The organism is Streptomyces lydicamycinicus (assembly GCF_000829715.2).
Lineage (GTDB): Bacteria > Actinomycetota > Actinomycetes > Streptomycetales > Streptomycetaceae > Streptomyces > Streptomyces lydicamycinicus.
The window spans coordinates 869,142-881,600 of record NZ_BBNO01000007.1 but is presented as its reverse complement, the minus strand read 5'-3'; the positions used below and the strand labels follow the sequence as shown (position 1 = coordinate 881,600).

Genomic DNA, 12,459 nt, shown 5'->3' with positions numbered 1-12,459 from the left:
TTGTCTCACGTGACTTGATGTTCGTGCGGCATGCTGCCGGTCGTGGGTGCTGATCTATCGAAGCGTCTGGTTCCTGATGAACTCTGGGAGCTGGGCCGCCCCGTTGCTGCCGTCGTTCGCTGCTCGTCCTCAAGGTGGTGGGACCGCTCCGTGTGACGAGCGGGCCATGTTCTCGGCAGTGGTGTACGCGCTGACCAGCGGCTGCGCCTGGCGGCATCTGCCGCCGACGTTCGGCACGTCGCCCGCCACCGCGCATCGCCGCTTCACGATATGGACCCAAGCTGCACGTGTTGTCCGATACCCAGGGCATCCCGCTCGCCGTCGCCGTGTCCGGCGCGAACATGCACGACAGCCTCGCCCTCAAACCGCTCATCCGCGGCATACCCGCCGTCCGGTCCCGCCGGGGACCACGGCGGCGCCGACCCGTCAAACTCCGTGCGGACAAGGCGTACTTCTCCGCCGAACACCTGGCCTGGCTACATGAGCGCGGGCTCGTCGCGCGCATCGCGCGGCCCGGCATCGAGTTCGGCGAACGCCTTCCAATTGACCTCTCCGAGTGCATGGCAGCAACGCGGAACTGGCGTCCCGCCTGGCGCAGCGCATCAACGACGCTGCCGATGCGCTGGGTGCCTCGAGGGCAGGGGTGGTGCGGTGACCGTCGTGTACGGCCCGGTCGGGCGGCTCGGCATGGAACTCGGCCGGTGTCCCAGGACCGCGCGGCGCACACCCGGTTGGTGCAAGCCGTCATGAGTACGACCACGGCGGCGCTGTGCTCCTCCAGCGGCCGGAAGTGGAACGAGACAGGACCGTGCCGGCAGAGTCGAAGGTCTCGCCCAGGGCCGAGCAGCCCTGCGGGAGGCCATGGAACGGCTTTTCACTGGCCCGCCAGCTCGCACCGACGGCAACTCACCAAGTACAACCTCTCTGGCGTGGCGGACACGATCGGCCGCCACAGCGGCGAACCGGGTCTGCAGTTCCTCAACTACCAGGACCAGCCCGTGCCCTGGTAGCCATGGTAGGAGTGCCGTCCCCCGCCGGGAGACGACCACAGCCCGGCGCTCGTTCCGGCTCGACGACGGGGCGGCGGGCGACAATGATGCACGGGCGGCTCGGCCGACGGGTTCCTCACACAGCTGGAGCCGGATCCGCTCGCCGACGGCCCGTGGGCCGACTACGAGCGTGCCTACGCCGCGCTTCTCACCGAGTTCCGCGTTCCGGGCCAACTCGCCTGATGGAGAAGTTGAGCTTCACCGTCCACGCCATGGAGTACGGAGCCGCTGAGCCGCGCGGTGGACGCCTGGGCCCGGGGCGGGCCGGACGACATCGACAACCTCCTAGCCCCCCGCGAGCAGCGGAGCTTCTGGCCGCTCCCCTCCGGCCGGGGGCGGGGCATACCTGATGCCTTGGGGTCAGCCGGTGGAGAGTCGGGGGCTGAGCGGGTGCGGCGTCGGTGCCTTGTGGTGCTCTCCAGCTGTGCGGCCGGTTTGCTGGGCGGGGATCTGGCGTACGCATTCGATGAGATAGTCGCCGGTGTCCGGAGCGACGGTGACGCCGTGGGTCTCGCTGCGGAAGCCGGGGAAACGCCGGTCGAAGGACTCCAGGGCGGTCAGGTACCGCAGCAGCGGGCCGTCGGGGGTGCCGGTGTTTTCGCCGGGCATGAGGACGGGGATGCCCGGCGGGGTGACGGTGACCATGGCGGCGGCCACCCGGTCGGCCGCGTCGGTCAGCTTTACGCGCTCGGTGCCGCCGCGGATGAGGCGCTGGTAGCAGTGCTGGGGCGGGGTAACGGGCTCGGGCAGGTCGTGAAAGGCGGTGTCGAGCAGCTCGACCAGGCGGGCATCGCGCAGGTGGTTGTGCATCTCCTGGCACAGTTCGCGCAGGGTCTGGCCGGTGTAGCGGTGGGGGTGGGCAGCGACCAGCTCGGGCAGTACCTGCTCCAGGGGTGCGTTGTGGTCGTAGAGCGTTTTGAAGTCCATGAGGGCATCCATCAGGGTTCCCCACTTGCCCTTGGTGATCCCCATGGAGAAGAGGATGAGCGTGGTGTAGCTGTCGGTCTTCTCCACCACGATGTCCCTGGTGGCCAGGTAGGCGGTGAGGACGCGGGCGGGGATGCCCCAGTGGGACATCTGTCCGGTGGCGTCGATGCCGGGGCAGGTGAGGGTGACCTTGATGGGGTCGAGCAGGCAGTAGCCCTTGGTCAGTCCAGTGAAGCCGTGCCAGTCGGCGTCGGGCTCCAGCTGCCAGCAGGACGGTTCGGTGCGCAGCAGTTCGAGCGGTGCGTCGGCGAAGGGTAGACGCTCGCCGGTGGCCGGATCGGTCACGGTCTCGGGTTGCCAGACGCCGAAGAACCAGTCGGGCCGGTCGTCGGCGGCGGCGATGCGCCGGGCGACGCGTACGACCGTCTGACGAAAGCGGATGGCTTCGGTAACCGCTTCGTCGACAAGGCAACGGCCCTGGGGGCCGTCCATCATCGCGGTGGCCACGTCGAGGGAGGCGATCATCGGATACAGCGGTGAGGTGGTGCCATGCATCATGAACGCCTCGTTGAACCGGTCGTGCTCCACCGGCGCCCGGGGTGCGGATTTGATATGCACCATGGCGCTCTGTGACAGGGCGGCCAGCAGCTTGTGGGTGGACTGGGTGGAGAAGACGGTGGGGCGTTCGGGACCGGGGAAAGTTTCGGGGCCCACCGCCATGCCGTAGCGGCCGGCGTATAGGGGGTGGAAGCGGGCGTAGGCGAACCAGGCTTCGTCGAAGTGGAGTCGGGGGGTGCTGGGTGCGAGGGCCTGGGCGACCTGGAGGGTGTCGTAACACAGGCCGTCGTAGGTGGAGTTCGTCAGCACCGCGTACTGGGCCTTGGGCGAGACGGAGCCCTGGGCCAGTGGGTTGCGGCTGGTCCGGGAGGCGACCGACTGTGCCTGAATCTCGGCGGGCGGCAGGGGGCCTGCCAGTCCGTAGCCGTTGCGGGTGGGGACCAGGTAGACCGGCCGGGCTCCGGAGAGGACCAGGCCGTGCAGCACCGACTTGTGGCAGTTGCGGTCCACCAGTGCGATCTCGTCCTGGGTGACACTGAAGTGACCGACCATCCGGTCGCAGGTGGAGTCGCCGTGGAGTACGAAGTAGGTGCGGTCGGCGCCGAAGACACGGGCGGCGTTGCGTTCGGCGGCACCGACCGGGCCGGTGTGCTCGAAGAGGGAACCGAGTTCCTCGACGGAGATCGACAGGTCGCTGCGCAGCAGCCGTTCTCCGAAGTAGTCGTGGAAGACCCGGCCGACGGGGGACTTGAGGAAGGCGACACCGCCGGAGTGGGCAGGGGTGTGCCAGGAGTACTCGTGCGCGTGGTCGAAGCGGCGCAGTGCCTTGAAGAACGGTGGGAGCAGGTTGTGCTGGTAGCCGCGGGCAGCGCTGGTGATGCGTCCGGCGATGAAGGGTGCGGTGTCCTCGAGCGGCCAGATGTAGCCGATCACCGTTTCGGCCACCCACAAGGGCAGGTGTTCCAGGTCTTCGCCGTCCGTGACCAGGAAGACGGGGAGATTCTGGAAGCGCCGACCGGCGTGGCGCAGTACCTCGGCGCCGCCTGTTTCGCCGCCTTCTCCGGCGGCCTGGGGAAGGTCCCAGTCGATCACGGCGGCGGCCAGGCCTGCCTCGGTCCGCAGCACTGCCCGGGCATCGTCGGCTGTGGTGGCCCAGCGCACGTCAAAGCCTCGGCTCTCCAACTCATCGCGGATCCTGCGTAGTTGCTCGGCGGCGACACCTTGCCCCTGTGGGAACTCGTGTACCGCGAACAGAACCGTCCCATCGGTCATAGTGGCCCCTCTGCTGTGCGCGTGTCGGCGCATGGACTGCTCGTGCGCGCCATGCCTGCTGTCCGAGAGACAACCGGAAGATCACCGGATGCGGCCCGGTGGCTGGGCGAAACCACTCCGGGGAGGGAAATCGGAAACGCCGCAACTGGCGGCTATGTGAACGCTTGTGGCGGCGAACCTCGGCGGGTCTGCTCCCTGCTGAGCGCTGCCGCCATCGACCTGGTCGACCAGTGTGTGGCGTTCTTCGCCTTCTCCCCCAGTGTCGTGACGATGACCCGCTCGACCTCCGCATCGGTGAACTTCCGCGGGACACCAGGCCGTGGCTCGCCGGCCAGGCCGTCCAGTCCACGCGCATGCTCCACCTGTTCGATCCTGCCCGTCCCGTAGGCGGTGCGGATGCCGAGATCGTCATGCCGCCGGCCTGGGCCTGTGTGTCCAGACGATACGGGCGGGCGCCGGGGAACTCCCGGCCGTAGGCGAGGAGTCGGCGGACCTCAGCATCCGCCGTAGCCTTGCGCGCCCGGGCGTCCTCAAGGGCCAGAAGCAGCGGGTCGGCGTCAAGCCCCACGCTCGCGGCCTCCAGTCGCTCCGCCTCCTGCGTGCGGAGGTGCTCGGCCTGCTCACAGACGTCGAAGTACAGGTCGGCCGGCGCGACCGGACCTGGGCGCCTCCTTCGGCGGAGGAGCGGTGCCGGCGGCCATGCATACGGACTCCAGGATCGACGCCGGCGCGAACCTGGCGGGTTGAGCACGGGGCGGGCAGCGCGCACAGCGGCACGAGATCGGCCAGCCCACGGGCGTGCGACCACACCGGCCCTGCCTCAGCTTTCTGTTGCTGCCTCAGCAGGTAAGAAACGGACTGCCTTGCACGGGCACGCCCGCGGTCCGGGCGTTGTGCGCCGCGGGGCTCGCGTCAGCGGGAGGGTTCGATTCCCCAGGCGACGGCTCGGGCGGCGGCGGCCGCGCGGTTGGGGAGCTCCAGCTTGGCGAGGATGTGCTCGACGTGGGTCCCTACGGTGCGCGGCGTGATACACAGCCGCTCGGCGATCTCTTTGTTGGTGCGGCCGGTGGTCAGTTCGGCCAGCACCTGGACCTCCCGTGGCGAGAGCCCGCCGCGCCGCCGCGCGTCCGCGGCGGGGTCGGCCGCGGTGGCCTCCTCGGGTGGCGGGCCTCCTCGGGCGACGGCCGCGGCGAGGGCCTCGGTGAGGAGGGTGACCACGGCGCGCGCCGGATCGGGCGCGCGCCGCGGTCGGCGGGTGCTGACGTTCAGCATGCCGACGTACCGGCCGTCGGCGTTGAACAGGCACTGGGCCACGCCGCCCTCGATGCCGAGGGGACGCAGCACTTCCTGGAAGCCCGGAGATGTGGCCAGGAGCTGCCGGGGGACGTCACTGAGCCAGAGACCACCTCGGGCCGGGCTGCGGAGCACGGGGAAGACCGGGTCGTGGTGGAGGTGGGTCTCGATGTAGGCCGTGGCGTCGTCCGGGTAGCTCCCGGCCAGGGTGGTGTGGCACCGGTGCACCGGATCCCACCGGGTGAGGGAGGCGTGGTCGTACTCCATCACCTCTGACAGTGCCGTCAGGACCGTGTCCAAGCCACTCGCGCCGCTCGTGGCGTTCCTGGCGGCCTCACGGACGTGGACGGCCGCGTCCAGGATGTCCGCCGTGCTCCGTTCCGCTGCCATCCTCCAAGGATGATCATTTCTCCGGAACAGGTCAATCGCGAAGGGCGTCGTGCACGACCTGCCCGTCCACGACGGTGAGGACGACGGGCATCTGCGGGATGTCGTGGGGGTCGGCGCTGAGCAGGTCGCCGTCGAGCACGCACAGGTCGGCGACCTTGCCCGGCTCCAGGGAGCCCTTCCAGCCGTCGGCGAAGTCCTGCCAGGCCGCGTCGATCGTGTACGTGCGGATCGCCTCGGCCAGGCCGATGCGCTGCTCGGGTCCGCTGACCCGGCCGGCGGCCTTCGACTCGCGCAGCACCATGGTGGCGACGCCCTGGCGCCAGTCCGGGTATGTGACGGGGGCGTCGGACCCGCTCGCGACCCGCACGCCGGCGTCGATGGCATCGCGGTAGGGCCATGCGTACGCGGCCCGTTCGGCGCCGACGAACTCCTCCTCCATGTCGGCGACGGTCCATTTGATGGTGGGGTTCATGTTGACGCCGAAGCCGTGCGCGGCCAGCACCTTCATGCTGTGCGCGGTGAGGAAGTCGCCGTGGATGACGTAGTGGCGGGCGTCGGGCCGCGGGTGCTCTGCCACGGCCGCGGCGAAGGCGTCCGCGACGGCGTCGCAGGCCCGGTCGCCGGTGACGTGGACGCCCAGCTGGTGCCCGGCGGCGTGGGCATGCCGGATCATGGCGTCGATCTCGGCGATCCGCTCGGTGTCGGTCTCGCCGCCGACGCACAGGGAGCCACAGCCGCCGCCGACGTACGGCTCGTGCATCCAGGCCGTCTTGTTGGGGACGATGCCGTCGCCGAAGATCTTGACGCCGTGGATCGCGAGGCGGCGCGGATCGGCGTCGCCGGACGCACCGGAGTCGTCGAGGGCGGTGAGGGTGCGGGCGAACTCCTCGGCGGTGCTCGCCATTCCGGTGGGCAGGACCAGGACGCCGACGCGGGCGGTCAGTTCGCCGTCGGCAAGCAGCTGGCGGTAGACGTCGAGGGTCTGCGCGCCGAGCGCGCCCCGCATGATGCCGTCGCCGCCGGGGCCGAGCCCGGGCTCGGTGTAGCTGGTCACGCCGAGCCGGGCGAGCGTGGCCAGGGTCGACCGGATCGCGTCGGTTCGTTCCTGCCGGCTGAGCGGCGGCAGCGCGTTCTGCACGAGAGCCTGGGCCCCCTCGTGGAGCAGCCCGGTCGGCTCCCCGGCGTCGTCCACGACGATGGCACCGCCGGGCGGCGCGACGGTGTGCCGGTCGATCCCGATGAGCTCAAGTGCCTTGGAGTTGACCCAGGTGGCGTGCCCGGAGAAGGAGTACAGGACGACGGGGTGGTCCGGGCTCACGGCGTCGAGATCGCGCCGGGAGGGCTGCCGCGAAGGATCGGTGACGCACTCGTCGAGGAATCCGGGATCCCAGCCGTGCCCCGTGATCCACTGCCCGCCCGGTACCCGACCGACGGCTTCCCGTACCGCCTCGGCCACGTCCGCGAGGGAGGTCACGGCGGGATGGCCGAGGTCCAGGGAGAGCGGCGGCGTCGCCATGCCGAAGGCACATCCGTGCAGGTGGGAATCGTTGATGCCGGGAAGCAGCGTCGCTCCCCGCAGGTCGACGACGCGGGTGTCGGGCCCGACAAGCGGCGCGACGTCGTCCCGCCCGCCGACGGCGCTGATGACCCCGCCGGTCACCGCCAGGGCCGAGGCGACGGAGAACTCCGCATCGACCGTGACCACCTGCCCGCCGAGAAACACCAGATCCGCAAACGTGTCCACAGAAGGGTCCTTTCGAAAACCGGGCGCACCTCGGCCGCCCGCAAACGATCTCCCGAGGACTATGAACCACGCCCCCATCCCCGCACATCGGTCATCCCACCGATACGCGCTCTCGCAGTGGCGGGCCGACGCCTCGCGGGGCGGATCGTGTCGGGCTTCGGGAGGGCATGGAAGGAATCAGTCCGCCGTCCGGCCCGGGCTCCCGGCAGGACGGCTTGGTCCGCCTGATGGGTCGCCGCCCGTGAACAAGCTCCGAGCGCGGACCGGCATGGCCGACCAGCAGGTTGGTCAGGCCTTGGCTCCAGATGCGAGCCCGGAGATGGCGTGGCGGGCCACGGCCAGGCGGCCGGCGGCAATGCGGCAAGCGCTGCGGTCTTGTCCGGTGGTCGGAGTTTCAGCGCTCAGGAGGCGACGGGCCCGGACGTCGGCGTGAGCAGGCCCTCGGCGACCGCCGCGTCCCTGACCTCCTCGTACAGCGCGATGAGGGTCCTGCTCACCTCAAGGCGGGGGCGATAGGACCGGATGCGTTTGTGGGCGATGCCGACAGGGACCAGGTCCCGTGTGAAGAGCTTGGACTCGTAGCAGGAGCCCATGCCGGTCAGGACGCATGCGACGGTCGGCGGTCGTCTCGGCGACGACGCCGCCCTCATCGCGATCCACCGCCCACCCACCTCCTACCGAGGACGCGGTTGAGGGCAGCGGCGCCCGTACCCAATCGTTATGCGGGACTAATGGGGCAAGCAATGCGCTATATGACATAAGTGTTTTGAGGTGCCTTGACGGTCTCCTGGGGGCGCAGGAAGCTGAGCCGCCCCCCACGGCAACTCTCCTCTTCCCCAATGGAATGCCCATGCGCCCGCTTGTTTCCGCAGGCACGCTCACGGCCGCCGTGGCCGCGACCCTGCTGCTCGCCCCTTTTGCGTACGCCACTCCCCCCGGCGACAACGGCACCGTGAAGATCCACGACGCCAAGACCGGCGAGGAACTCCGCAAGAACGAGCCCCACGTGTGCACCTTCTACCTCGACGCCTTCGGCTTCGACGGCGGCCAGCAGGTCGACTGGCACATCGAAACCTGGGCCCCGACCGCCAACGCCAAGGGCACGACCGTGAAGACCGGTTCCCTGACACTCGACGGCGAGGGGCACAGCCGTACGCAGGACCTGTCCCTGCCCGACGGCCACTACAAGCTGTTCTGGAACTTTGACAGCGAGCACGGCCGGGCCAAGCACAAGGTCTTCTGGACCGATTGCCAGGACGACACCACCCAGCCCGGCAGCGGCAAGCCGTCGGCATCCGCTACCCCGTCCGGCCTCGCGCAGTCGACCGCCACGCCCACGTCATCCGCCCCCGCGAGCGCCGTCCCAGCGCCTGCTGCACCCTCGGCTTCCCCGTCCGCACAAGGCGGCGACAACCTCGCCGAGACCGGCAACGGCGCTCCCATCGGCCTGCTGTCCACGGCAGCTGCCATGCTCGTCGCAGCTGGCGGCTACCTCGCGTTCCGCCGCCGCAAGGCCCAGCAGCACTGACGTCCGGCGCCCGTCCTGGATGTGCCCTTGGCGGCACATCCAGGACACACTTCCCGCACCCGTCGCTGAACCGGCCCTCCAACAGGTCAGGGTTCGCCGCAACCATGCCGTCCTCGCCCGGACAGACTCGCCCCGCCGCAACCTGAGCGCCCTATGGGCCAACTTTGCCGCTCTCGGCCACACGCGGCTCCTCGTCACAGGCGTGTTCACCACCCTCAGCTGCGAACTTGCCTGGATCTCCGACGCGGTCCCCAACGCCGACATCACGTCCATCCGCCTGATCGCTGACCTCCTCACCCTCAAGGCGAGGATCTACCGCAGAGAGATCGGCTCAGGGGCCCGCGACCAGCTCCGCCGGACAATCCGGCAGCTTGACCAGATGAGGCAGTCGGACCCCACCGGCACAGAAGTCATCGACACGAGTGACCAGCCCGTCAGCGACACCGCGACTCGGATCGTCAACGCATGGCTGGGCAAACCGATCGCGCGGCCATAGGGCTACTCAGCCAGCTCCCATACCCGACTCCACCATGACGCCGCTTGGATACGACCCGCATCTACCGGGAGGCATACGAAGGGGCCGGAGCCGCGGCTGGACTGACCGGCGACGCGCGGCACGCACCGCGGTTTCAGCCACCACCCCTTGCTGTACGGCGGAGCAGAGACTACGCACCCTCCAACTCGTTTTCACCGGATCGTGTACACGATCCGTGACCTGGCCTTCTCGATGTTTTCTCCCGCTGATGATCGAGGCGCGACTGACGCCGTCCGAGGCCATCTTCCGTGTCCCTCGGCATGCCTGGCCGCATGCACTGTCCGCTCAAGAGAAACGGCTCATCGTGCATTTGACTCCGCATGAGCAGGAGCGCCTGCTGATCCATGTGGCGGCCGACGTGGCGCAGCGGCGCCGTGACAGTGGGCTGCTCCTCAACTACCCCGAGGTGATGGCCCTGCTGACGGTGCACGTCTTTGAGCAGGCGCGCGCCGGCAAGACAGTCAGCGACATCATGGACTCGGGTCGGCAGTTGTTGAGCCGGGACGAGGTGATGGACGGCGTTCCGGAGATGATCAAGAACGTGCAGGTGGAGGCCACCTTCCCGGATGGCACCAAGCTGGTCACCCTCCACGATCCTTTCCCGGAGGCGACCGAGGAACCCGAGGTCTATCCGGGCAAGGTCGAGCACCCGCGGCCGCCTCGCAAGCCGGACTGCCCGGTCGACTGCCGCGGCGACGGCTCGTCGTCGTGCTGTGACAAGTGCCGGGAGGCGGAGGCGGTGTCTTGGTACGAGGCGATTGAGTTCAACGCGGACCTACAGGAGGACGCCCCCACGCTGCCGGGTGAGGGCAGGACGAGGATCAGGGTGAAGAACGTGTCGGACCGCCCGATCCAGGTCGGTTCCCACTATCACTTCGCCGAGGTCAACCCGGGACTGAAGGTCCTCAAGGTGGAGGTCCCTTCCGGTCCGGGGTTGGAGTCGCCCCAGGAGCTCAAGGACTGCGAGGCGGCGTGGATGCGGCGGCTGAACATCGCCGCGGGTACGTCCGTGCGCTTCGAGCCGGGCGACGAGTGCTGCGTCGAGTTGGTGGAGATCCAGGGCGATCGACAGGCCAAGGGACTGCGCGAGGAGACGCACCAGTGAGCAACTACCGAACCACCCTGTCGAGCGGCAGGTCGGCGAGTTCACCGGAGAACTCGGCGGCGAGCAACGTGCTGAAGCGGGCCGAGTACGCCACTCTGTACGGGCCCACCACCAAGGACCGTGTCCGCCTGGCCGACACCGCTCTGACCGTCGAGATCGAGGCTGACTGGAGCGGCGGACCGAAGCACAGCGGCAACGAGATGATCTTCGGCGGCGGAAAGGTGATCCGCGAGTCGATGGGCATGTCCCACATCGCCAGAGACGGGGATGCCGCAGGCCGCAAGCCCGTGGACACGGTCATCACCGGTGCGCTGATCCTTGACTGGTGGGGTGTGGTCAAGGCCGACGTCGGGCTCCGCGACGGTGAGATCGTCGCCATCGGCAAGGCGTACAACCCCGAGACGATGGACCCGATCCCGGACGACGAGTTCGAGAGGCCGACGCGTACGTCCCCGAGCGACGAGCTGCCGGTGCAGCCGACGAACTTCGTGGTCGGTCCGAGCACCGAGGTCATCTCGGGCAACGGGCGGATCCTCACCGCGGGCGGCGTGGACACCCACGTCCATTTCATCTGTCCGGAACAGATCCACGAGGCCCTCGCCTCGGGCGTGACCACGCTCATCGGCGGCGGCACCGGTCCTGCCGAGGGCAGCACGGCCACCACGGTCACCCCGGGCGAGTGGCACATCACCCGGGTCTTCGAGAGCCTGGACGCGTACCCGGTCAACATCGGCCTGCTCGGCAAGGGCAGCACGGTGAACACCGACGCCCTCAACGAACAGGTCGACGCCGGCGTCATCGGCTTCAAGGTCCACGAGGACTGGGGAGCCACGCCCGCTGTGATCGACGCGGCGCTGGACGTGTGTGAGAGCCGTAAGGTCCAACTGGCCCTGCATGCCGACTCACTGAACGAATCCGGTTTCCTGGACAGCACCCGAAGTGCCTTCAAGGAGCGCTCGGTCCATATCTTCCACGTCGAGGGCGCCGGCGGTGGCCATGCCCCGGACATGATCGAGCTGGTCAAAGAGACGAACGTGCTGCCCGCTTCGACCAACCCGACCCGCCCCCTGACGGTGAACACCGTCAAGGAACACATCGACATGATGGTGGTCTGCCACCACCTCAACCCCGACATTCCGGCGGACATGGCCTTCGCCGACTCCCGCATCCGGCCGTCCACCATGGCCGCGGAGGACCTGCTCCACGACATGGGCGCCATCTCGATGATGTCCTCCGACGCCCAGGCGATGGGACGCATCGGCGAGATGGTCATGCGCACCTGGCAGACCGCGCACGTCATGAAGTCCCGCTACGGCCCACTGAAGGAGGACCTCGCCAACGCGAAGGTCCGCCCGATCGCCGACGACACCGACCACTCGCACAACGCAGACAGGCTGATCCCGAACGACAACTACCGGGCGCGCCGCTATGTCGCCAAGTACACGATCAACCCGGCCATCACGCACGGCATCGACGGTCACGTCGGTTCCGTGGAGACCGGGAAGCTGGCGGACCTGGTGCTCTGGGAGCCGAAGTTCTTCGGCGTCAAGATGCACATGGTCCTCAAGGGCGGGCAGCTGGCGTACGCGCAGGTGGGCGACGCCAACGCGTCGATCACGACACCGCAGCCCTTCCTGCCGCGAGCGGTCTGGGGCGCCACCGGGGGCTCGCCGCAGAGCAACTCGTACAACTTCGTGGCACCGGGCGTGGCCGACAGGTTGAACTCGCGAGTCGTCACCGTCCAGGACAGCAGCGGGAACGTCACCGAGATGACGATCGGTGGGCTCGGCCTCGCCAAGAAGTTCGTGGACATCTCGACGAGCATCCGGGACGTCACCAAGGCCGACATGAAGCTGAACGACACGGTGCCGGAGAGCCTCAACGTCGACCACAACAGCTTCGAGGTCACCATCGGCGGTGAGACCACAGGGGACGCCCGCACGGAACTCAACGGAGCGACCGTACCGCGCGCTTACGTCACTGAAGTCCCCATGGCCCAACGGTACTTCCTCTTCTGACCAGCCATTTCCCGGCCGACGACGCCGTCACCGCGGCCGT

10 protein-coding genes and 2 pseudogenes are annotated in these 12,459 nt (G+C 68.8%); 7 read left to right on the top strand and 5 right to left on the bottom strand.

Translation table 11 applies throughout. The features are described 5' to 3' along the window. Window positions 1-76: 76 nt before the first annotated feature. Window positions 77-271: pseudogene (locus tag TU31_RS40665) on the top strand (transposase); the annotation flags it as partial. Next, on the top strand, window positions 216-1,010 hold the full coding sequence (locus TU31_RS40660) for a transposase (protein WP_078885956.1): 795 nt from the start codon (window positions 216-218) through the stop codon (window positions 1,008-1,010). The pseudogene TU31_RS40665 and the gene TU31_RS40660, both read left to right, overlap by 56 nt. A gap of 399 nt (window positions 1,011-1,409) precedes the next feature. Here TU31_RS40660 and TU31_RS26310 read toward each other — a convergent pair whose 3' ends face one another. From TU31_RS26310 to TU31_RS26295, 5 genes are all read right to left on the bottom strand, one after another. After that, entirely contained in the window at window positions 1,410-3,806 is a 2,397-nt protein-coding gene (locus TU31_RS26310; protein ID WP_042158801.1) for an Orn/Lys/Arg family decarboxylase, read from the bottom strand. A 152-nt stretch (window positions 3,807-3,958) separates the two neighbouring features. Continuing rightward, window positions 3,959-4,168 (bottom strand): helix-turn-helix domain-containing protein, encoded by a 210-nt coding sequence (locus tag TU31_RS37230; RefSeq protein WP_078885955.1) that lies wholly within the window; start codon window positions 4,166-4,168, stop codon window positions 3,959-3,961. Between the two features lie 550 nt (window positions 4,169-4,718). Further along, the gene (locus tag TU31_RS26305; protein WP_042158800.1) at window positions 4,719-5,489 is read right to left on the bottom strand and encodes a helix-turn-helix transcriptional regulator; all 771 of its coding nucleotides are present in this window, start codon (window positions 5,487-5,489) and stop codon (window positions 4,719-4,721) included. Between the two features lie 31 nt (window positions 5,490-5,520). Further along, window positions 5,521-7,233 carry an amidohydrolase gene (locus tag TU31_RS26300; RefSeq protein ID WP_042158799.1) on the bottom strand — a complete coding sequence of 571 codons (1,713 nt, stop codon included), beginning with the start codon at window positions 7,231-7,233 and terminating at the stop codon, window positions 5,521-5,523. Window positions 7,234-7,634: 401 nt separating this feature from the next. After that, window positions 7,635-7,826 (bottom strand): hypothetical protein, encoded by a 192-nt coding sequence (locus TU31_RS26295; protein WP_042158798.1) that lies wholly within the window; start codon window positions 7,824-7,826, stop codon window positions 7,635-7,637. Window positions 7,827-8,083: 257 nt separating this feature from the next. On the opposite strand from TU31_RS26295, the gene TU31_RS26290 reads away from it, so the two are divergent. The 5 genes and pseudogenes from TU31_RS26290 to ureC all read left to right on the top strand — a co-directional run bounded on the left by TU31_RS26290 (window position 8,084) and on the right by ureC (window position 12,419). Next, window positions 8,084-8,761: an LPXTG cell wall anchor domain-containing protein gene (locus TU31_RS26290; RefSeq protein ID WP_042158796.1), complete on the top strand. Its 678-nt coding sequence runs from the start codon at window positions 8,084-8,086 to the stop codon at window positions 8,759-8,761. Between the two features lie 202 nt (window positions 8,762-8,963). Beyond that, window positions 8,964-9,257, top strand: coding sequence for a hypothetical protein (locus TU31_RS38780; RefSeq protein ID WP_158894667.1), 294 nt, complete (start codon window positions 8,964-8,966; stop codon window positions 9,255-9,257). A 343-nt stretch (window positions 9,258-9,600) separates the two neighbouring features. Next, window positions 9,601-9,894, top strand: a pseudogene (locus TU31_RS39905) (urease subunit gamma); the annotation flags it as partial. 141 nt (window positions 9,895-10,035) lie between these two features. Beyond that, window positions 10,036-10,401, top strand: coding sequence for an urease subunit beta (locus tag TU31_RS39900; protein WP_245698751.1), 366 nt, complete (start codon window positions 10,036-10,038; stop codon window positions 10,399-10,401). A 68-nt stretch (window positions 10,402-10,469) separates the two neighbouring features. Beyond that, on the top strand, window positions 10,470-12,419 hold the full coding sequence (ureC, locus tag TU31_RS26275; protein WP_042158984.1) for an urease subunit alpha: 1,950 nt from the start codon (window positions 10,470-10,472) through the stop codon (window positions 12,417-12,419). Window positions 12,420-12,459 lie beyond the last annotated feature (40 nt).

What these genes read in the sequence shown, in the direction of transcription:
- TU31_RS26290 (WP_042158796.1), top strand. Translation starts at nt 8,084, where the DNA reads ATGCGCCCGCTTGTTTCCGCAGGCACGCTCACGGCCGCCGTGGCCGCG.
- TU31_RS26310 (WP_042158801.1), bottom strand. Translation starts at nt 3,806, where the DNA reads ATGACCGATGGGACGGTTCTGTTCGCGGTACACGAGTTCCCACAGGGG.
- TU31_RS26295 (WP_042158798.1), bottom strand. Translation starts at nt 7,826, where the DNA reads ATGGGCTCCTGCTACGAGTCCAAGCTCTTCACACGGGACCTGGTCCCT.
- TU31_RS26305 (WP_042158800.1), bottom strand. Translation starts at nt 5,489, where the DNA reads ATGGCAGCGGAACGGAGCACGGCGGACATCCTGGACGCGGCCGTCCAC.